The organism is Candidatus Villigracilis saccharophilus, from assembly GCF_016711665.1.
Genome location: NZ_JADJSO010000016.1, coordinates 75,031 through 94,065, shown reverse-complemented (window position 1 = coordinate 94,065; position 19,035 = coordinate 75,031). Strand labels below are relative to the sequence as shown.

21 protein-coding genes and 2 pseudogenes are annotated in these 19,035 nt (G+C 47.5%); 15 read left to right on the top strand and 8 right to left on the bottom strand.

What is annotated here, in order from left to right; translation table 11 throughout:
- The first annotated feature begins 126 nt into the window (after positions 1 to 126).
- A pseudogene (locus tag IPL17_RS07370) lies at positions 127 to 891 on the top strand (alpha/beta hydrolase).
- On the opposite strand, the pseudogene IPL17_RS07365 reads toward IPL17_RS07370, so the two are convergent.
- Positions 892 to 2,123 (bottom strand): annotated as a pseudogene (locus IPL17_RS07365) (aminoacetone oxidase family FAD-binding enzyme).
- A gap of 64 nt (positions 2,124 to 2,187) precedes the next feature.
- Here IPL17_RS07365 and IPL17_RS07360 point away from each other — a divergent pair.
- The 8 genes from IPL17_RS07360 (at position 2,188) to IPL17_RS07325 (ending at position 8,173) form a co-directional block, all read left to right on the top strand.
- On the top strand, positions 2,188 to 3,198 hold the full coding sequence (locus tag IPL17_RS07360) for a uroporphyrinogen decarboxylase family protein (protein WP_345306433.1): 1,011 nt from the start codon (positions 2,188 to 2,190) through the stop codon (positions 3,196 to 3,198).
- A 69-nt stretch (positions 3,199 to 3,267) separates the two neighbouring features.
- Positions 3,268 to 4,098: an MBL fold metallo-hydrolase gene (locus tag IPL17_RS07355; RefSeq protein WP_345306432.1), complete on the top strand. Its 831-nt coding sequence runs from the start codon at positions 3,268 to 3,270 to the stop codon at positions 4,096 to 4,098.
- A 98-nt stretch (positions 4,099 to 4,196) separates the two neighbouring features.
- On the top strand, positions 4,197 to 4,649 hold the full coding sequence (locus tag IPL17_RS07350) for a YqhA family protein (protein WP_345306431.1): 453 nt from the start codon (positions 4,197 to 4,199) through the stop codon (positions 4,647 to 4,649).
- A 20-nt stretch (positions 4,650 to 4,669) separates the two neighbouring features.
- A complete protein-coding gene (locus IPL17_RS07345) occupies positions 4,670 to 5,245 on the top strand; it encodes a hypothetical protein (protein ID WP_345306430.1) in 576 nt (191 codons plus the stop codon).
- A gap of 33 nt (positions 5,246 to 5,278) precedes the next feature.
- On the top strand, positions 5,279 to 5,665 hold the full coding sequence (locus IPL17_RS07340) for a nitroreductase family deazaflavin-dependent oxidoreductase (RefSeq protein WP_345306429.1): 387 nt from the start codon (positions 5,279 to 5,281) through the stop codon (positions 5,663 to 5,665).
- On the top strand, positions 5,662 to 6,261 hold the full coding sequence (locus IPL17_RS07335) for a histidine phosphatase family protein (RefSeq protein ID WP_345306428.1): 600 nt from the start codon (positions 5,662 to 5,664) through the stop codon (positions 6,259 to 6,261). Before IPL17_RS07340 ends, IPL17_RS07335 begins: the two co-directional genes overlap by 4 nt.
- A gap of 68 nt (positions 6,262 to 6,329) precedes the next feature.
- Positions 6,330 to 7,664 carry an alpha-amylase domain-containing protein gene (locus IPL17_RS07330; RefSeq protein ID WP_345306427.1) on the top strand — a complete coding sequence of 445 codons (1,335 nt, stop codon included), beginning with the start codon at positions 6,330 to 6,332 and terminating at the stop codon, positions 7,662 to 7,664.
- A 32-nt stretch (positions 7,665 to 7,696) separates the two neighbouring features.
- Entirely contained in the window at positions 7,697 to 8,173 is a 477-nt protein-coding gene (locus IPL17_RS07325; RefSeq protein ID WP_345306426.1) for a DUF3592 domain-containing protein, read from the top strand.
- Between the two features lie 2 nt (positions 8,174 to 8,175).
- Here IPL17_RS07325 and IPL17_RS07320 read toward each other — a convergent pair whose 3' ends face one another.
- The 5 genes from IPL17_RS07320 to IPL17_RS07300 form a co-directional block, all read right to left on the bottom strand.
- On the bottom strand, positions 8,176 to 9,423 hold the full coding sequence (locus IPL17_RS07320) for an NAD(P)/FAD-dependent oxidoreductase (protein ID WP_345306425.1): 1,248 nt from the start codon (positions 9,421 to 9,423) through the stop codon (positions 8,176 to 8,178).
- 139 nt (positions 9,424 to 9,562) lie between these two features.
- Entirely contained in the window at positions 9,563 to 10,540 is a 978-nt protein-coding gene (galE, locus tag IPL17_RS07315; protein WP_345306424.1) for a UDP-glucose 4-epimerase GalE, read from the bottom strand.
- 53 nt (positions 10,541 to 10,593) lie between these two features.
- Complete coding sequence (locus IPL17_RS07310) at positions 10,594 to 11,034, bottom strand: alpha/beta hydrolase-fold protein (protein ID WP_345306423.1); 441 nt, start codon at positions 11,032 to 11,034, stop codon at positions 10,594 to 10,596.
- Positions 10,991 to 11,521, bottom strand: a complete 531-nt coding sequence (locus IPL17_RS07305; protein WP_345306422.1) for a hypothetical protein — start codon at positions 11,519 to 11,521, stop codon at positions 10,991 to 10,993. The genes IPL17_RS07310 and IPL17_RS07305 overlap by 44 nt, the downstream gene beginning before the upstream one ends.
- Positions 11,522 to 11,636: 115 nt before the next feature.
- On the bottom strand, positions 11,637 to 12,035 hold the full coding sequence (locus IPL17_RS07300) for a hypothetical protein (protein ID WP_345306421.1): 399 nt from the start codon (positions 12,033 to 12,035) through the stop codon (positions 11,637 to 11,639).
- A gap of 308 nt (positions 12,036 to 12,343) precedes the next feature.
- Here IPL17_RS07300 and IPL17_RS07295 point away from each other — a divergent pair, with 308 nt between their 5' ends.
- Together IPL17_RS07295 and IPL17_RS07290 are read left to right on the top strand one after the other, a co-directional pair.
- Positions 12,344 to 13,432 (top strand): GGDEF domain-containing protein, encoded by a 1,089-nt coding sequence (locus tag IPL17_RS07295; protein WP_345306420.1) that lies wholly within the window; start codon positions 12,344 to 12,346, stop codon positions 13,430 to 13,432.
- A 61-nt stretch (positions 13,433 to 13,493) separates the two neighbouring features.
- Positions 13,494 to 13,700, top strand: a complete 207-nt coding sequence (locus IPL17_RS07290) for a hypothetical protein (RefSeq protein ID WP_345306419.1) — start codon at positions 13,494 to 13,496, stop codon at positions 13,698 to 13,700.
- Here IPL17_RS07290 and IPL17_RS07285 read toward each other — a convergent pair.
- Positions 13,684 to 14,292: a transposase gene (locus IPL17_RS07285; RefSeq protein ID WP_345306418.1), complete on the bottom strand. Its 609-nt coding sequence runs from the start codon at positions 14,290 to 14,292 to the stop codon at positions 13,684 to 13,686. The two genes, IPL17_RS07290 and IPL17_RS07285, sit on opposite strands and share 17 nt — an antisense overlap.
- Positions 14,293 to 14,463: 171 nt before the next feature.
- On the opposite strand from IPL17_RS07285, the gene IPL17_RS07280 reads away from it, so the two are divergent.
- Genes IPL17_RS07280 through IPL17_RS07270 form a run of 3 tightly spaced genes read left to right on the top strand, consistent with a single transcriptional unit; the run spans position 14,464 to position 16,206 of the window.
- Entirely contained in the window at positions 14,464 to 14,853 is a 390-nt protein-coding gene (locus tag IPL17_RS07280; RefSeq protein ID WP_345306417.1) for a class I SAM-dependent methyltransferase, read from the top strand.
- A complete protein-coding gene (locus IPL17_RS07275; protein WP_345306416.1) occupies positions 14,828 to 15,103 on the top strand; it encodes a hypothetical protein in 276 nt (91 codons plus the stop codon). Before IPL17_RS07280 ends, IPL17_RS07275 begins: the two co-directional genes overlap by 26 nt.
- An 11-nt stretch (positions 15,104 to 15,114) precedes the next feature.
- Positions 15,115 to 16,206, top strand: a complete 1,092-nt coding sequence (locus IPL17_RS07270; RefSeq protein ID WP_345306415.1) for an aminotransferase class I/II-fold pyridoxal phosphate-dependent enzyme — start codon at positions 15,115 to 15,117, stop codon at positions 16,204 to 16,206.
- Between the two features lie 828 nt (positions 16,207 to 17,034).
- On the opposite strand, the gene IPL17_RS07265 is transcribed toward IPL17_RS07270, so the two are convergent.
- Positions 17,035 to 17,232, bottom strand: a complete 198-nt coding sequence (locus IPL17_RS07265; protein ID WP_345306414.1) for a hypothetical protein — start codon at positions 17,230 to 17,232, stop codon at positions 17,035 to 17,037.
- A 327-nt stretch (positions 17,233 to 17,559) separates the two neighbouring features.
- Here IPL17_RS07265 and IPL17_RS07260 point away from each other — a divergent pair, with 327 nt between their 5' ends.
- Positions 17,560 to 18,810 carry an IS110 family transposase gene (locus IPL17_RS07260; RefSeq protein WP_345306413.1) on the top strand — a complete coding sequence of 417 codons (1,251 nt, stop codon included), beginning with the start codon at positions 17,560 to 17,562 and terminating at the stop codon, positions 18,808 to 18,810.
- The last annotated feature ends 225 nt before the right edge of the window (positions 18,811 to 19,035 follow it).

Here is a 19,035-nt window from a genome sequence, read left to right as displayed (position 1 = left end):
TCAGGCAGTTTTTCATCTGTCGCCCGACCTCACTCCGATCTGGCGTATGCCTCAGCTTCTCAAACACAGAAACTTGACCTGTACATTCCCGAAGGCACAGGACCGTTCCCTGAGTCATCACGGTCCATGGCGGCGGATTTATGTTCGGAGATAAAGCTGACGGCATGGGCTTCGGGTGTGGATCAACTCCTCACGGCTGGTTATGCCGTGGCGAGTATCAACTATCGGCTAAGCGGCGAAGCGCAATATCCTGCGCAGATATTCGATGCCAAGGCGGCTGTCCGCTTCCTGCGCGCGAATGCCCAAGCATAATCTCAACTCTGAAAATTTGGCGCGTGGGGCGCTTCGGCTGGTGGGAATTTGGTATCACTGTTCAGCACCTGCGGCGTGGCTGAATTGGAAGGTGACCTTGGTAATGCGGATCCAATCCAGTTGTGTGCAGGCAGTTGTGGATTGGTTCGGCCCGATAGATTTCTTGAAGACAGGATGAGCAATTTGCAGGTACGAGCTGTGAGCAAAGTCACAACGCCGCCAATTCACCTGAATCAAAACTGGTCGGCGCTGAAAGCTCAAACTGTCCCCCGACTGGTTGCCACCACCAACCCGATGAATTACATCACCGCTGACGACGCGCCTTTCTTCATTGAAAACGGTACCGCTGATTGCAATATCCCGCCCATTCAAAACAAAAATCTGGCAGACGCACTTGGTGGAGTCATCGGCGCGGACAAGGTGACCTACACTTCGCTCGAAGGCAGGCCAGGCGGTTTACAATTTGAAGCAGAAGAAAACGTAAATCTGGTGATCAAATTTCTGGATACTTGCTTAGGTAGAAAAAAGAACTGCGCGAAAATTATTCGTGCAAGAATTTTTTTATTTATCCGTTCCTAATCAGTTGAAGCCAGCATTCCCGCCACGCCAGCCCGTCGTCCATGAAGACTGAAAGTTGAATCCGCCCGTGATACCGTCAATATCCCAAAAAACTTCACCCGCAAATAATTTTTCAACCACACGGCTTTGCATGGTCTTGAAATTCACTTCATCCAAACACGGCGCCGCCGCATGTGACAAATTCCTCTTTAAATTGTCCTGCCGATGATCTCAAATTTCCCAAGTTAATCTTCAGCCAGTTTCTCTGATCTCCACTTTAAAATATCACCCCAATTTTTCTCGCCGACAAATAAGCAAGCTGCTTCCATAACCGCGCAGGTAATTGGCTAAACGCGGGATCTGCTGAAACTTTTACGCGTATTCTCACTGCCACTCTTTGTGTCTTTGCAATACTCAATCGCCTTATCAAATGAAGTATCCCCCAACCAATTTACGATCAATACCGCGCGATATTTCTTTTCAAATAGAGTTCGCGCGCCCCAGGCGGAAAGCCGCAAAATCGCTGGCCCGCTTACTCCCCAATGCGTGATCAACAGCGGACCTCGTTGTGTGAGCGAATCCATTTTCACGGTGACCGACTCAACCGACACACCCGACAATCCCTCCAGGCGTTTATCTGAAATATTGAAAGTGAATAAAGAAGGCACTGGCTCTTCAATGGCATGCCCAAGCGATTTGATCATATCGCGTATTTTCGGATCACTCCCAGCCGCAAGCAATAATTTTTTTGTTTGCAGATGGAACTCCTGCGCTTCATTTCTGACCTCGAGCCTGAATCCGTTTTCTGAAAGTGGATCCACCTTTTGCAGGCTTGTCCCCGTCTGCACGGTAACTCCAGCTTTCTTGGCACTCTCGCGCAGACAATCCGCAATTGTCGCGGACGAGTCTGTGACAGGAAACATGCGCCCATCGCCTTCTGTTTTTAATCTCACGCCGCGTTTTTCAAACCACCGAATCGTATCCTCTGGCTGAAAGCGCGTGAATGCGCCGCGTAGCGCCGCTCCTCCACGCGGATAATAGCTGATCAACTGCGCAGGGTCGAAACAGGCATGCGTTACATTACAACGCCCGCCGCCGGAAATGAGCACCTTCCCGAGAGTCTGTTGTGCCTTTTCAATGATGAGAACATGTAAGTCAGGGTTTAATTCCGCGCAGCGGATACCCGCAAAAAATCCAGCAGGCCCCCCGCCGATAATGATCACATCCCATTGGATCGAAGATAATTTAGCCATTACGCGATTATACAGGCAGGCCGGGAAAATATCCGAAACAGATTAAACTTCGTAAGGTAAAATCATGAACAACATCGTACAGGTGAACATGCGAGAAAAAATTCTAAATCTACTCTCTGGTAAAAAAATCAACGTCCAGCCAGCCTTCAGCGGTTTGATCCACATCACCGCGGAAGGACTGCAAAAGGAAGGATTAGCATTTCATGAAACACATACTGATGCGCATAAAATGGCAAAATCGGCAGCAAGCACATTTAAGTTGAGTGGTTTGCCATCTGCAGTTGTGCCATTGGATATGTATGTGGAAGCAGAAGCACTTGGCGCTGAGATCAACTTCCGCGCTGATCGGGAGTTCGAATTCCCACAGGTAATGAAAGCGGGATTATTTGGGTCGGCAAAAGAGATTACCGAAGAAACCACCAATGTTTTAAATAAGGGCAGAATTAAATTAGTTTGTGATGCGATCAAGTTTTTAAAGGAAGATGTGGGCAATGATGTGGTTATCGGCGGGATGATCCCCGGGCCGTATACCTTACTGTTGCTGATTGTCGATGTAAGAAATATGTTCATTGAGATGAAGAAGGAACCCCAGGCAGTTAAGGACGCTCTCTTTCATCTTTCATCTTTTCTTGTAAAAATTGGCGCTGCATACAAAAATGCAGGTGCAGACTTTATCACCATCCATGACATGGGCGGCTCCCCTGCTTTCATTGGACCGTCAAAATATGAACAATTCGCTTTTCCCGCTGAAAAATTTTTAATTGAGAAATTACCCCAGCCGCGAGTGTTGTCTGTGTGCGGCAATGTGACGAGTTCCCTTCACTTGCTGGCGCAAACAGGCGCAGATGCACTATCGCTGGATCAGACAGTTGATCTCGTGGCGGCGCGACTGATTTTGAAAGATACCTTGCTGTTTGGAAACCTCGACCCCGTGGAGACTCTCTACCAGGGAGACCCTGTCCAAGTCGCTGAATCAGTGATCAGGGCAAAAGAGGCGGGCGTGGACGCAATCTGGCCGGGCTGTGACCTTGTTATCCGGACCCCAATTCAAAATATCAATGCATTAATTGTCTAGTCAACTTGTAATTAAGACAGGAGTGTGCTATTAATAATCAGAATAAAATCATAATAACAAGGTTGTCGTATGCATCGTGAACGAGTGTCAGAAAATGTTTTTTGGTTCCAAAGTGAAGTCTATGCGCAAGTTACGGCAGGTGTGATCGTTGGTCCGCAATGGGCGGTTGTGATCGATACGCTGGCTCTGCCCGATGAAACCCTTGGGATGCGCGAATTCATTGAACATGAATTGGGCGTGCAGGTGCGCTACGTGATCAACACGCATTACCATGCCGACCACACCTGGGGAAATTGTTTCTTCCCCGGCGCGACTGTGATCGGCCACGCCAAATGCCGTGAACTGTTGATCGAACATGGCGTACCGTCGTTAGAGGGCGCAAAAAAGCAAAACCCAAGTTTACGACAGGTAAAGATCGTTCCCCCCCACCTGACGTTTGCATCCGGTGAGTTGACCATGCGCGTCGGGAAGAAGAATCTGGTCTTCTCTCAAACATTCGGCCACAGCGAAGATAGTATTTCTGTACTGGTGGAGGAAGACCGCGTGCTGTTCGCCAGCGACGCTTTCATGCCCCTGCCCTACATCGTGGATGGCGACGTGGAGGAGTTGATCACCTCCATCAAAAAGATCGGAAAGATGGGCTTGGAAAATATCATTCAAGGCCACGGCGACATCATCCTGCGCGGCGAGATCGACGCGGCTGTGAAAGAAAATTTAAACTACCTGAATAACATTAAGAAAGCGGTTAAATCTGCGGGCAAGCGCAAGAACGTGGATGAATATCTGGATGCCATCACAATTGAATCATGCGGAAAGAGCCGTGTATATCTTGGCGGTCTGGCAGAGACATTGCACCGGCGAAATTTGCGAACGCTGTATCATCAGATCAATGGTGAATAATCATTTTGAAGGGTAAATAAACCCAAGATGTTGCAGGCTCGTGCACGAGTTTGCAACATCTTGTATAACAGGGCTGAATTGGAAAAGGAGAATCTCAATTGAAAACCATCCTCGAAAAATCACGGTATCTTGCCGTCATTGGCGTGATCTCTCTTTTGATCGCGGCGGTGGCCGCTTTTGCTTGGGGAACGCTAAAAACAATTAATGCCGCCTTATTGGTAATCCAATCCGCAGGCAGGGATGCGGGCATTACGATCGAATTGATCGAAGTCGTGGACAGTTTCCTGATCGCCACCGCCATTTTGATCTTTGCCGCAAGCCTGTATGAACTATTCATTGGCGAACTTGACCTCCCGGACTGGATGCTTGCGCACAATTTGTATGATCTCAAAGGCAAATTGAGCAGCATGATCGTGCTGGTGATGTCGGTAAAATTTCTTGAGAAATTACTGGAGTTAAAAGATGCACAGGCGCTTTTACAAACAGGAATTGCAACGGCACTGGTCTCTGCAATGTTGATCGCGTTTGGATATTTTGGAAAGAAGGATTAATTTTTTTTCGGGAAACTTCGATGGCACGGTATTCTCGACCTTTATCCGGACTCCCTCCCTTTCAACAAGGCGGCCTGGATTCACTCTGCGGGTTATACAGCATCATTAATGCCGAGACAATGATCAACCGTTCTACAGATGAAGAGACTCAACAATTATTCGATGATCTGATCCACTATCTCTCACGTCGTGGATTATTACCCAAATTCCTGATCGGCGGGATCATCCATACCGAGATGCTGGTGATCATAAAAAAAGTAGTGGGAAAAAAACGCATTTCGAATGTTGAAATCCCCTGGCGCGGCGTACCCAATCCCGACCTAACAGCTTTCTGGAAGTCCATTCAATATTTTTTGGATGGAACGCCCGGGCGCGCTGTTGTCCTTGGGCTGGATGGCTATCATGATCACTGGACCGTGATCGAAAAGATCACCAACCGTTCGATCATTCTCTATGATTCTTCCTTGATCAAACGCCTGCCTCGTTCTTCCTGCACCACCGCATACGATACCTGGAAACGCAAGCATCTGCTCCTGCCTGCGCAGACCTATTTTCTCTCCAACGATGTGCATGATATTAACGAGTTTGATCATTAACCAAAGATGACTGTCACTTGATTTAGAGGTTGTATGAAAAGCATAACAGATGACCTGTCCGACATTCTCTCCAAACTTTCAAGGGAAGATTATTGTTACCTGACCACGACTGGACGCAAAAGCGGGCTTGCACGTGAGATCGAGATCTGGTTCGGAATCAATGGAAACTCGCTCTATCTTTTATCAGGCGGCGGAGATAAATCACAGTGGGTGAAAAACCTGCGCGCAAACCCAAATGTGACTGTGCGAATTGCGAAGCAGAACTTCAACGGCATTGCAAGAATCGTGAGCATAGAAAAAGAAGAGATGATGGCACGCTATATGCTGGCGGGAAAATATCAAGGTTGGAAAGAGGGCAATGCGTTGAGCGATTGGGGAAGAACAGCCCTGGTGGTGGGGATTGATTTGAGCACAGCATGAAACTATATTTTGTGCGGCACGGGGAAAGTGAAGCCAACACCCGTCATGTAATTTCAAATCGGGAGAGTCCTTTTGGACTCACCACTCTTGGGAAAAGGCAAGCCGCTGAATTGGCAGAAAGCCTGAAATCCATTCCCATGACTTCCATTTTCTCAAGCCCCATTCTGCGAGCCATAGAGACAGCAGAGATATTGTCACAGAAATTTCAACTCCCGATCCAGGTAACTGAGTCTTTGCGGGAATATGACTGCGGCATTCTCGAGGACAAATCGGATCAGGCAAGCTGGGAAGCGCATCGCACCACCTACCAGGAATGGACGTTGCGACAGAATTTTCATTACAAGCCTGAAGGCGGGGAAAGTTTTTTAGATATTCAGAATCGATTCCTTCCATTTATCGAAAAAATAACTAATGAAAACTTATATGTAGACAATCACATCCTCTTGATCGGGCATGGTGGATTGTTCACTTTGATGCTTCCGCTGGTACTGAACAATATTGATAAGGACTTCTTCTCCAACGGATTTGGTCACACGCAATGTGTTGCTGCAGAATTGATGTCGAATAGGCTGGTTATGATAAGTACTTTTGGCTGACGCCAGAACGTTAGCTATTTTTTATTATCACAGTAAAATCCCCCAAATTTATTTTAGGAGAATGACTCATGGGCGTCATGATGCAAACATTTCACTGGGATTGTCCACGTGAAGATAACAAAGAATTTCAATGGTGGAATTACATTAATGAAAAAGTCCCTGCGCTGGCAAAGGCGGGGTTTACTTCCCTGTGGCTGCCACCTATTCATAAGGCGGCGAATCTTTCAGGTCCATCAATGGGATATGACCCGTATGATTTTTATGACCTCGGTGAATTTGACCAGAAGGGAAGCATCCCAACCTGGTTTGGCACGCGCCAGGAATTAGAGACTCTTATTGAAAGCGCACACAGTCACGGGTTAAGTCTGATCGCGGATATCGTCATCAATCATAATTCTGGTGCTGATGCGCAGGAAGAGAATCCGATCACAGGGCAGTCACGCTGGACCCTGTTCAACCCCAAAAGCGGTAAGTTCGCGCGGAACTGGGAAAGTTTTCACCCAAGTATGTATGAGTCGTGGGATGAGATGACCTTCGGTGATATGCCCGACCTTTCGCATCGCAATCATTATGTATATGCCGAACTGCTCAAACTCACACGCTGGCTGATCGAAGAGATCGGATTCGACGGTTTTCGGTATGACTTTGTCAAAGGCTATGGCGCGAACACCATCACAGCCATTCAGGAATATCGTTATATGCGCGGCGGCAAACCATTTATTCCCTACGGCGTTGCAGAATATTGGGACTCTGCCAACAACACACTTCACTGGGTGAACAAAGTGAACTTCTCCAACTCCAACCCTGTGGACGCATTTGATTTTCCCCTGCGCGAACTACTCAAAGGCATGTGCGATCAATATGGATTTAGTTTAAAGAACCTGGTGAATGGCGATTCAATTTTGCGCGCGCAGCCACAATCCACGGTGACCTTTGTTGAAAATCACGACCTGCGCGACGAAGGCCGCCCGATCACAAACGATAAACTGCTGGCATATTCATTTATTCTCACGCATGAAGGCTATCCGTGCGTCTTTTGGAAGGATTATTTTAATTACAACCTCGCTCTGAAAGATTCGCCGAATGGAATTGACGCGCTGATTCAGGCGCATGAAAAATATGCAGCGGGCTCAACTGATGTTCTCTACCTCGACGACAATCTTTACATCATGCAGAGAACTGGATATGGCGATCAACACGGATTGATCTATGTACTCAATAACAACGGCGATGACTGGCACGGACAATGGGTCAACACCAAATGGGCAAACGCCTCATTCCGACCTGTGGCATGGTGGGGCAATAATGACATGTCCCGCCCCGCAGACCAATTCACGAACTCCGATGGACGCGGTCATTTTTTTTCGCCTGCGCGCGGATATGCAGTGTATGTGGTTCAATAAAACAAACTTATAGATATCTTACAGGTGAAGCCATGTCCAATTTTGCTAAAGTTGAAAGTGCTGCCAGGGGCATCAATCGGATACAGACAGGCTGCATGTTTTTATTCGCCAACCTGCTTTTTACTGGCTTCTGCTTATGGGGAGTCTACATGTTATATGTATCCGTGCAATTGGAAACAAAAGGAAAAATTACTGAAGGCATTGTCGTTGAAATGGACGCATCCACAACGGACGGCTCGACAACCTACTCACCGATCATTGAATTTGAAGCCAACGGCGAAACCCATTCATTTAAAGGAAACATATCATCCAATCCGCCGCAATACAGTATCGGAGATCGCGTGGATGTTCGCTTTGACCCGGGCAACCCCAACACCGCGCAAATAGATAAAAGTTCCGAACGCTGGCTCACACCGATCCTCCTCATTCCTGCCATGCTTATCGCCGCCATCATCGTTAACTTTTTCTTGATCCGCGCCTGGCGGCGCGGGGATTCTATGGACAATTAAGTTTATTCCTTTGTGATCAACCTGACCTGATTATCGTAGAAGAAATAGTCCCATGCCCAGTTGAACAGCACAACAATGCGGTTGCGGAATCCGATGATACGATAGATGTGCAGGAAAACCCAGATCACCCATGCAATAAATCCGCTGAAGGAGATTCCCCATATGCGCGCGACAGCAGCATTGCGTCCGATGGTGGCGAGCAGGCCGGGGTCTTTATACCGAAATGGGAGCAATGGACTGCCATTGATCTTGCGTCGAATATTTTGTGCGGCAGATCTTCCCTGTTGAATTGCAACCGTGGATAACATAGGCAGGGGCGATCCATTTTCGGTCAGGAAGGCTGCGTCGCCGATAACGAATGTTTCAGGACGCCCGGGTAGCTGCAAGGTCGGTTCGACGCGCACCCGTCCCCCGCTGGCTTGCTCCACACCCAATCCATCTACAATTTCAGTAGCTTTTACCCCCGCAGTCCATATCACAGTAGAGGTTTCGATCTGGTTTCCATCTCCCAGGGTTATGCGCTGTCCAGTGAAACTTTCGAGCTTGGTATTCAAACGAACATCGACATTTTTACGGCGCAATAATTTTTCGGTGGCTTTGCGTAATTCATCGGGATAGGGTCCGATCAAATGCGCAGACGCTTCAAGCAGGATCACGCGTGTGTCGTTGACATCCAGTTGCGGAAAATCCTTTACCATCACGTGCGAAATCAACTCACCCAACGCGCCGGCTGTTTCCACGCCAGTGGGGCCACCGCCAACGATCACAAAAGTTAAAAGAGCCTTGCGCTTCTCAGCATCGCCTTCAATGCTGGCGCGCTCGAACATCGAAAGCAAATGATTTCTCGTTTTGACCGCGGTCTCAAGGTCCTTGAGCTGGAACCCATCTTTTTCAATGGCATCGAAGCCAAAGAAATTTGTGCGTCCGCCGACAGCCAGCACAAGATAATCATAAGCGATGATGGAACCATTGAGCTTTATAAATTTCGCATCCAGATCAATCACGCTCACTTCTCCCATTTGGAAGGTGAGATTTTTTTGCCTGCGAAAGATCGTGCGGATGGGATACGCGATCTGTGAGGGCAGCAATCCAGCGATCGCGACTTGATAAAGCAGCGGCTGAAATAGATGGTGGTTGTTTTTGTCGATCAAAGTGATGCGCACGGATGCGCTGGATAACCCATGCGCGGTTTCGAGTCCTGCGAACCCTGCGCCGATGATGACAATATGCGGAAGGTTGTTTGTATTCATGGAAGCCTCAATAATTTAAATCTTATTTGTGAAATAATTCACTATTATTATAACAAAAACTATCCTATTTGTTAAGATTTAAAATACCTAATAAAAAAAAGACCGCCCAATAAATGGACGGTCTTTCAAAACAACAGGATTATTCTTCATACCCATTTGGATGAGTGGTGTGCCACTCCCAGGCGCTGGAGAGGATCTCCCGCATGTTGGTGTGCTCCGGCGTCCAGCCTAATTCGCTGATGATCTTTTGCGGAGAGGCAACCAGCCGCGCGGAATCGCCGGCCCGTCGGGGAGATTCAATCACGGGTATGGCGTGACCGGTAACCTGTCTCGCCGTCTCGATCACTTCCCGCACCGAGAAACCGTTCCCACTTCCGATGTTATAGATCATCCTGTCCCTGGAATCCAAAGCGCCAAGCGCCAGAATATGCGCGGACACCAGGTCTGCAATATGGATGTAATCGCGGATACAGGTACCGTCGGGGGTGGGGTAGTCTGTGCCAAATATGGTTGCGGATTCAGCCTGTCCGAGTGCAATCTGCAGGACGCGCGGAATCAGATGTGATTCGGGCTGGTGCGCCTCCCCGCGGCCGGGCAACGCTCCGCAGGCGTTGAAATAACGCAGGGCGACAAAATGCAAACCGTGGATCTGACGATACCACTCAATGGCCTGCTCGGTCATCAACTTGGTATGTCCGTATACATTGGTGGGACCAATGGTAGATTCTTCCGTTAGCGGTTGTTCACTGGATTGATAGACGGCGGCGGTGGACGAAAAAACAAGTTTCTTAATTCCAGCCTGCACAGCGGTTTCAATTAATTGCAAGGAATTCGAAAAATTGTTACGAAAGAATTTACCGGGATCCCTCATGCTTTCACCCGCTTCAATAAAAGCGGCGAAGTGCATGATGGCATCAAACTTATTGGATGTGAGCGCTTCCGTCAGCGCGCGGCTGTCTTCAAGACTGGCATTAATGAAATTCGCGCCAGTCGGCACGGCAGCGCGGTGACCGGTAACGAGCGAGTCATAAACGGTAACGGAATGCCCGGCCTTGATCAATCCCTCTGCAGTGGCGGAACCAATATAGCCAGCACCACCCGTAACAAAAATATTCATGATTTCTCCTATGACAAAATAACCTGACCAGTGTCAGATTAAAAGATTATATCTTATGGATCCGGAAGCTCTTGACGCCATTTTTCCGCATACCATCGCAGATATTCCTCGGCATGGGCGCCCCAGTAATTCTCAGAATGATCACCGTTGTTTCGATGGAACTCATGCACATAATTATTGACGGTCAGTTGTTGTTCAAAAACAAGCGCGGTCGCCAATTCATTATCCCGATCACCAATATCGATCCAAAGCTGCGGGCGGTCCTGTTCAGGAACCGCTTTAATGAGTCTCCCAAGGTAGGGAGCGATCTCATTTTGTATGGCGGGTGAATGCATACCAAGTGCCCCAAATAATTCGGGGTAAGTGAACCCTAGATCTATTGTCCAGCCCGCGCCGCGCGAAAGTCCGCCAAGGGAGCGGTGATCGCGGTCTGCCAGCGTACGGTAATTTTCATCCACATAAGGAATGACATGATCGATCAGCCCGGTCTCCAAATCCCGGCCCAGCCTGCGAATTCCAATACGGATCATCAGGCAGAACGATGATAAACGGGGGGAATTGACCTGACGAAATCAGACGGTCCGCGATCTGCGGCACGCCCAGCCTCACCCACTGCTCCTTGTTGTACGTTAATCCATGCAATAAATACAGGACCGGGAAACGCATGTCGCCAGAATTTTCATAGCAGGGCGGCAGGTAAATAAAAAATTCCTGCGGCGGATTTGTGACAGAGACCACATCCTTTTCAACAAGCCCCACCTCTCCGCTGCAAACAAACGGAGTTGGTGTAGGCGTAGCCGGGATCGGGCTGGGAATCAGCGTAACAGGAATGGGACTTGGGGTAAGGGAGACCGCCACCATTGGGGTATTTGGGGAAATCGTCTGGATCGGAGCGCTTTGCGCTTTAACTCGTGAACATGCTGAAAGCCCAATGAGAAGCACAAGGCAAGTCGTCAGGGCATGGGTTTGACGGGTATTCATCCTCGCATTATACCCGGCCGGTTCAGTTCATCGAGATGCGCGCAACTGCATTGGAAGCATAAGATCAGCTCAGATCATCCATATCCTATAATATTGAGTTCATGAATGTTCTTAATCATAGATCGTTTTTGATTCGTTCCTGTTTGGTACTTGCAAGTAATTTTTCTTCCTGAACCTTTTTAAAACTGCTTATAATGTTGATCAGACAAGCAAAATGCGGCGAATTTTTTTGGGGAAATTTGGATGAGCAAAGACCCCAAACAGAAAAAAGAAAGAAGCCGGGAAATGCCGCTGGCTTTCGGTAATATTCACCGAACACTCGCTTTGCTTCTCTCTCTCGTGCGGTTGCGGCGTCTTGTATGTCTCTGAACGATCCAATATATCTAATTTTCCCATTTTCTTTTATCTTGGCGAACCATCTCTGCTTTTGCTGTGACCAGTAAACACCGGTGTATCCGCTCTTGTTGTTGGCTGGCTTATCCTTATTCCAATTATTTTGTTGGTTGGTGCACACTCTGAGATTTTCTTTTCGGTAGGCTATGCATCAGAACAGATCAGGATATGGAAGGACGCCCACCCGGAATTTCCGCATCAGGGAGAATTCAACTAAGGATCAAAGCAATCCCGATCCTGCTTTCCGACACCAGAAACACAAAGTCAAATATGGGCAATACAAACTGGAACGGCAATGAACTTGTTGCTGTCTAAACGGAGGAAAACAGTATAATAAAACAACTTGGGCATAGATTTATCGGGTTCATGCCAAGGGTAGCTTCTATTGTATTACTGGCAAATGACGGCGTGAAAAGACCATAACTCATTATGAACAACCTGCTAACCCCAAAAAATAAATGGCGGCTTCCATCTGGCGACTTCAATCTTGCGGTAGTGATACATTTCACTTCACTCATTGGGGCAGCCGGTCACTTCCTTTTTATCTTTCTTTTTTTGTGGCTGGGCGTAAACCAGATGGCTTGGGTAAATATCGGCAGTTGCGCCATTTTTCTATTTTGTTTCTGGCTCAATTGGCGCGGAATTCCTCATATAGCATTGCTGTTGGGGGTCCTTGAAGTGGCAATTCACGCCCTCCTGGCTGAGATCTACGTGGGCTGGGAGAGCGGCTTCCAATATTACGTCATTGGTCTTATCCCGCTGATCTTCTATTCCCAATCGTGGCGCCTCTCCACCAAACTGTTACTTACCAGCATCCTTTGCGGGGTGTATATCTCGCTTTATCTCAATGCTCTTTTATCATTGCCACTGGTTGCCACCGACCCGATACGCTTGCATTCCGTCGGCGTGGCGAACATTGTCACCCTCTTTATTGTCTTTGCAGCGGTGTCAAATTATTACCGTCTGGCAGCAACTAACGCCGAAAACGCCCTGACACAAGCCAATATGAAGTTGAAACAACAGGCGCACAATGATGCACTGACCAAACTACCAAACCGACGTGACCTTACAGAGCGTATTGAGGCCATGGTGACTTCTTACTTGGTCAACCCCGATCCTTTCTGTGTAATCTTGACCGATATCGATAATTTCAAAAAAATCAACGACACCTATGGGCACAATACGGGTGACCAGATACTGGTGATGGTGGGCGAAACACTACTTGGCTGCATGCGCGAACATGATCGGGTCGGCCGTTGGGGAGGTGAAGAGTTCCTGGCTCTGTTACCTGGAACGCATGCAGCGGGCGCTAAGCTTGTCGCCGAACGTATGCGTCAGAAGATTTCCGCTATGAGCCTTCCTATTGGCGAAAATAAGAACAATATCACGATGACCTTTGGCATCGCCGAGTTTGATAACGAGACAGACGCCTCTGGGTGCATCAATCGCGCTGACCAGGCGATGTATCAGGGCAAGATCAGCGGGAAAAATTGCGTAAAGGTACACGGCTGGGATTGAACGTTGTACTAATTTCGAAAAGGTAGCGGCAACCTCCGTAATATTCCCCATAAAAACCAAAATGCTTTTGGAGTTGGCCCGCCAGTTGATCGAGCGTGCTCGCGCCGATGTGACAGAGTCCATTCCCGTTGTATTCAATCTTTCTTCATGGACAGAGAAACTATCCCTTGCAGACTGGCTGGCAAGGGAGTTGAATAACATTTACACCATACCCAAAAAGACAGCGCTGACATGGGTGAAAGAAAATTTCTCTACCGTACATGAATGAGGGTCTCTAAAGGTATAAAGTAAAAAGTAGGCTGAAAGTCAATAGAGTGCTTCAAAGCACATGTGAGCCAATCCAGACCCAAACGAAAGAGGCTTTTATCGCGATGATCTGTGCGGTCAATTAAAGATAACTTGCCTTCCGCGATGACAAAAAAACCCTGGGTGATCATCCAAATGTAAGCTAAACATGCAGCGATCAACAAACGGCTCAAGCGAGTAGGATCAGCCAAGTGACTCTTGTGAATATGAAAGCCTCTGCTCTTTTGGTCGGAGAAGAATGTTTCAATCCGAAATCGTCGCCGATAATATTGACAGGCTTCATAGGCATTCTCCATGTTGGTGATAAGGAAAATAGGTTCTTCATAACCAGAACCCCACCAACCAATGATATTCAATGTCACTGTCGAAGTCTGCGTAAAGCCTACGTTCTTTAAGTAAAAGAGGTAGCCTTTCTGCAGTGGATAATCTCGCACAGGTTGATTGGATGTATCTGTCTGGATATGAATTTGTGGTGAATTTCGCAAAACGTAGGTTTGGCTTGAAGTTCCACGCCCATAAACAATGATAATTAATGACTTGTTTCTTAAAGTCATGGAGGACTCCAATGCGAAATTTCTTTTCTACAACCTGAGCGTTTCCTTTAATCAACTTTATGATAGTCCAGACCACTTTTCAGTTATATTGCGCAAAAATAGTGTCTCTGCTGAATTGCGGCAGGTAAAAGAGCAGTAAAATTGATTCAACGTTGAATTTTTGGAGGTGTTATGAGTGAATTAACTTATCAAGCAGCGCAGGATTATCTGACATCCCTTATCCCGCCGCGCGAACAGGTATTGCTGGAAATGGAGAGTTATGCTGAAAAGCATGATTTTCCCATTATTGGCCCCGCTTGCGGATATTATTGTTATCAATTGGCACGTATGATCGGTGCCAAATCCATCTTTGAGTTGGGGTCGGGCTATGGCTATTCAACCGCGTGGTTTGCGAAGGCTCTACAGGAGAATGGCGGAGGCGTGGTGCATCACACAGTCTGGGACAAGGAGCTATCGAAAATGGCCAACAGTTACATGTTAAGTCTGGGATGTGTTGACCTTGTCCAGTTTCATGTTGCTGAGGCAGTTGAAACTCTTGGCAAGCAATCGAGTTCTGTTTGATATCATTTTCAACGACATTGATAAGGAAGCCTACCCTGAGTCGTTGGAACCGATCAAGATGAAACTCCGTAGCGGCGGGTTGTTGATCATTGATAATATGCTCTGGAGCGGACGGGTTTTCGATGAAAAAGATGTTTCACCCGCGACGGAAGGTGTGCGTGAATTTACACGGCGCATTATTGCTGATAAGGATTGGATTGTTTCGCTTGCGCCCATGCGCGACGGAATGATAATAGCCTATAAAAAATAAGAGGAAAACTCATGACAGACTTCAATCAAGTGCCAAATCGTCGCAGGTCCAGTAATTCAATTAAGTGGCAATATTATTCTAAAGAGGTGCTCCCTATGTGGGTTGCGGATATGGAGTTTCCTGCGCCTAAGCCGATCTTGCGCGCGCTTCATAAAGCGGTGGATCATGGTGTGCTTGGATATGAACTCCCATCGAATGCACTAAAGGAGACTGTCGCCTCCCGCATGGATAAGTTATACGGCTGGAGGGTCAAGCCTGAAGCGGTTGTGACGGTGACCGGAATTGTTAGCGGGTTTAGGGTTGCAGCGCGGATTGCCTGTACGACCCAAAAAGGTGTGCTCATACAAACACCTGTCTATAATGAATTCCATGAAGTGAAAAATAACATCGGCATTCCGCAGCTTGAGTCTCCATTGATCAAGCATGTGGTTGGAAATATCCTCAGTTACGAAATTGACTGGGATATATTTGAAATGCAAGTTAAGAAAGCTGGGATGTTCTTGTTGTGTAACCCGCATAATCCATTGGGTCTTATCTTTTCTCGTAAAGATCTGAGGAAAATGGCGGAACTTTGTATCAAGAATAATGTCTTGATCGTCTCAGACGAAATTCATTCCGAGCTGCTCTTGGATGATAACAAATTTACCCCGTTGGCGAAATTGTCTGCTGAGATCGCAAAGCATACTATCACTTTGGTCGCTCCATCCAAGACTTTCAATATCGCAGGGTTGTTCTGTGGTTTTGCGATCATTACCGATAATGAACTGCGCGATCGCTATGAAAAGGAAGTCACTCACCAGCGTATGCATGTTGGCAGTATGGGATTAATTGCTGCCCAGTCTGCTTTCTCTGGTGTGTGTGACGGATGGCTTAAGGAACTTCGTGGCTATCTGACAGACAATCGCGATTTTCTTGTGGAATATGTTACCGAATACATGCCACAAGTCCGCTTGACGATGCCCGATGCTACTTATCTCGGTTGGCTTGATTTCACTCAGACTGGAATGATCGGTTCGCCTTATGAATTCTTCCTGAAAACGCTAAGGTCGCTTTCAGTGATGGGAAACTGTTCGGCGCGAGTGGGGAAGGCCATGTCCGCTTAATTTTGGGACTTCGCAAACTGCTTGAACAGGGTCTTGATCGGATATCGAAAGCGCTCAAATCAATATAAATTCTAAAAAAGACCCTCAGGGTCCAATAACCTTCAGGGTCTTTTATAAAAAAACGGATGAGGGTTAACTCATCCGTCAGAATTTCGTTATATTAGGAAAGGCACGACTCAGCAGCCTTCATATCGTTTGGGGAACGTCTGGTGCTCAAGTTTGGACTTGGACCAGGTCAGTGCGTTTCGACCTTCCCAATTTTATGTTGTTCAGGTGGTATCTATCGCAACCTCCTTTTAGCAACTCTATTTTTTTTGAGAATATCTGATTTCTAAAGGACAGGTTCAAATCAGATCAGGGTCTACGATCTTTCCCTTGGTGTCAATTAGGTGGTATATGTTCTGGTGCGACCTCCTTTTTGTTTCTGTCTTTAGAATACTACAAAAGAAGAGACGGTACATTAAAATTACCTATTAGTTTTGTAAGTCGCGTAGGTTAACTATTCGATTGAATGACTTTTTCTCTATTTCAAATTCAAAGCTGTATCGATCATACCACGCCGCAGATTTGCTATTAATGATCCAAATCCAGAATTTTGCATACCAAGCATCAGTGAATTGAACCGTGAATTTCTCTCCATTTCTTTGGATTTCGATCGTATGAAAAACAATCAGCGCAGCCCGCTCTCTATCAGGTATGTTGGCTGGGATTCAATTAAGGGCTAGAACCTGTTGTGTTAATTCTGATAATACATTCGCAGTAAGTTCGCCCATAAGTGCTTTGTTTGTCTTTTCGTCTGTAACGGTATATTTTCCATCTGATGTGATATCAATCGAACGCGATAATCCCCATAATGCCGCCAGAGTAACCCATTCTGATTCGCCAACTTCCTTCAAGTACTGGTGGTTTGGATGATATCGGCGCTTTTGCTGTAGGGGTATTGAGTAAATCCGGGGCAGCGGACGGGGCGCAGCCTGAAACCAGCAGGCTGACAAGAAGTGCGTATAAAAAAATGGTTCGTGACATATTAATCTCCTCGTATGATATGAATTGTTGATTCCAGCAAATCAACAGTTGACAAAAGATAGGTTTCTGGCATCCTAAGAGCTGGCCTAGGGAGGGATGCGCTTGATCTCCTTGCGGCACACTAGTGACTGCTTTCAAAGCATGCGCACCTCGTTTTCGTGGGTACTTCTAACTCGAAACTTGTTTGTAACTTTGGACTGCCCGAGGCAGTAGACTTGGGAACACCATCAGCCAAGGCGAAACTCTCATTGACCACGAGGCTGTTGATCTCACGAAAAGCCAGGAACCTATCTCTCACTAGGCACACACGTACTTGACGGAGGTAAAATGTTGACAAACACTGCACTCATCGTCGGGGTCGATGTTCACCGCAAGACCAATACCTATTGTCTGATGACACAGGAAGGTCGGGAAGTCGTCCCACGCTTTAGCCTGGGCAATCACCGCCCGGGGTCACAAGCTTTGGTAGAGAAAGTCAGGCAGATCATGCAAACAGATGGTTTTACTGAATTGCGTCTGGCAGCGGAAGCCACTGGCTGGTACTGGTTCCATTTATTTGAAACCTTGCGAAGCGACCCCAGCTTGCAGGATTGGCCGAGCGAATTGTTTCTGCTTAATCCACGCTTGACGGCCAACTTCAAAAAGAGTTACGTAGATCTGGACAAGAGTGACCCGATTGATGCCTACGTGATCGCGGATCGTTTGCGCTGGGGGCGAGATATCACGATCCCTTTCAACTATGCGCCTGAACTCCTCTCTTTGCGTTTCCTGACACGCTACCGTTATCACGTGATCCATCAACTCGCCAGCGAAAAGGCCTATTGCACCGCCATCCTGTATCTCAAAGCCAGTGAATACTCCAACGAAGACAAACAAGCCTTTAGCAACCTGTTCGGGGCTGCCAGCCGCGCGGTTCTCCAGGAATTCTCTTCGATGGAAGAAATCGCGGCCATGCCTTTTGAGAACCTGGCCGCCTGGATCGATGATCAAGGCAAGCATCGTTTTTCCGACCCGCTCGAGAATGCCAAACGCTTACAGCAGATCGCCAGAGATTCGTATCCCTTGCCCGAGCCTTTGCAGCCCGCTGTCAATCTGGTCTTGAGCCTCAGCCTGAAAAGCATCAGTCATTTCGAAGGCTTGCTCAAGCGCTTGGACACAGCCATTGCTGAACAAATGGACTCCATCCCCAACACCCTCCAAACTATTCCGGGGCTCGGTCCTGTGTTAGCCGCAGGCATTATGGCTGAGATCGGTGGCGTCCAGCGCTTTGACTGTGACGAGGCCAAAGTCGCCAAGTTCGCCGGGTTCAAATGGCGCAAATCCGGTTCGGCTGAGTTTCAGGCCGAAGACACCCATCTCACGCGCACTGGCAACTCCTACCTGCGCTATTACTTCTGTGAAGCTGCCTTCTCTGTCCAAAGGTGTGACAGCGAATATGGCGCTTACTACCAACGCAAGTTCAAAGAAGCTCGCACCCATCGTCACAAACGCGCTATTGTCTTGACCGCTCGCAAATTGGTTCGGCTCGTGGTTCGACTACTGGCAACCAACCAGCCCTACCTGCCGCGGAGGATTTAGCTCTCCTTCTTCATTCATTTCTGACTTTCTTTTTTAACGTGCTGAACGAGCTCGTTCTATTACTGCGTCTGTTATTCATCCTTCTTTCCCTTTATTTCTTTTTCATTTACTCCTTGACATATTACCGAATCGCTTTGACAAGCATAGCAAGAAATAGACGGGTATGCAACGATTTTGTTCCCCAAATTTATCGAATGTTCCGTAAAACTCGCGCCTTTCGGCGTG

Excerpts from the sequence above, each read along its gene's own strand:
- IPL17_RS07335 (WP_345306428.1), top strand. The coding sequence starts at position 5,662 with ATGAAACTATATTTTGTGCGGCACGGGGAAAGTGAAGCCAACACCCGT.
- IPL17_RS07320 (WP_345306425.1), bottom strand. The coding sequence starts at position 9,423 with ATGAATACAAACAACCTTCCGCATATTGTCATCATCGGCGCAGGGTTC.
- IPL17_RS07270 (WP_345306415.1), top strand. The coding sequence starts at position 15,115 with ATGACAGACTTCAATCAAGTGCCAAATCGTCGCAGGTCCAGTAATTCA.
- IPL17_RS07345 (WP_345306430.1), top strand. The coding sequence starts at position 4,670 with ATGGCACGGTATTCTCGACCTTTATCCGGACTCCCTCCCTTTCAACAA.
- IPL17_RS07280 (WP_345306417.1), top strand. The coding sequence starts at position 14,464 with ATGAGTGAATTAACTTATCAAGCAGCGCAGGATTATCTGACATCCCTT.
- IPL17_RS07295 (WP_345306420.1), top strand. The coding sequence starts at position 12,344 with ATGAACAACCTGCTAACCCCAAAAAATAAATGGCGGCTTCCATCTGGC.
- IPL17_RS07260 (WP_345306413.1), top strand. The coding sequence starts at position 17,560 with ATGTTGACAAACACTGCACTCATCGTCGGGGTCGATGTTCACCGCAAG.
- IPL17_RS07305 (WP_345306422.1), bottom strand. The coding sequence starts at position 11,521 with ATGAATACCCGTCAAACCCATGCCCTGACGACTTGCCTTGTGCTTCTC.
- IPL17_RS07340 (WP_345306429.1), top strand. The coding sequence starts at position 5,279 with ATGAAAAGCATAACAGATGACCTGTCCGACATTCTCTCCAAACTTTCA.
- IPL17_RS07325 (WP_345306426.1), top strand. The coding sequence starts at position 7,697 with ATGTCCAATTTTGCTAAAGTTGAAAGTGCTGCCAGGGGCATCAATCGG.
- IPL17_RS07360 (WP_345306433.1), top strand. The coding sequence starts at position 2,188 with ATGAACAACATCGTACAGGTGAACATGCGAGAAAAAATTCTAAATCTA.
- IPL17_RS07285 (WP_345306418.1), bottom strand. The coding sequence starts at position 14,292 with ATGACTTTAAGAAACAAGTCATTAATTATCATTGTTTATGGGCGTGGA.
- IPL17_RS07265 (WP_345306414.1), bottom strand. The coding sequence starts at position 17,232 with ATGTCACGAACCATTTTTTTATACGCACTTCTTGTCAGCCTGCTGGTT.
- IPL17_RS07330 (WP_345306427.1), top strand. The coding sequence starts at position 6,330 with ATGGGCGTCATGATGCAAACATTTCACTGGGATTGTCCACGTGAAGAT.
- IPL17_RS07290 (WP_345306419.1), top strand. The coding sequence starts at position 13,494 with ATGCTTTTGGAGTTGGCCCGCCAGTTGATCGAGCGTGCTCGCGCCGAT.
- IPL17_RS07355 (WP_345306432.1), top strand. The coding sequence starts at position 3,268 with ATGCATCGTGAACGAGTGTCAGAAAATGTTTTTTGGTTCCAAAGTGAA.
- galE (WP_345306424.1), bottom strand. The coding sequence starts at position 10,540 with ATGAATATTTTTGTTACGGGTGGTGCTGGCTATATTGGTTCCGCCACT.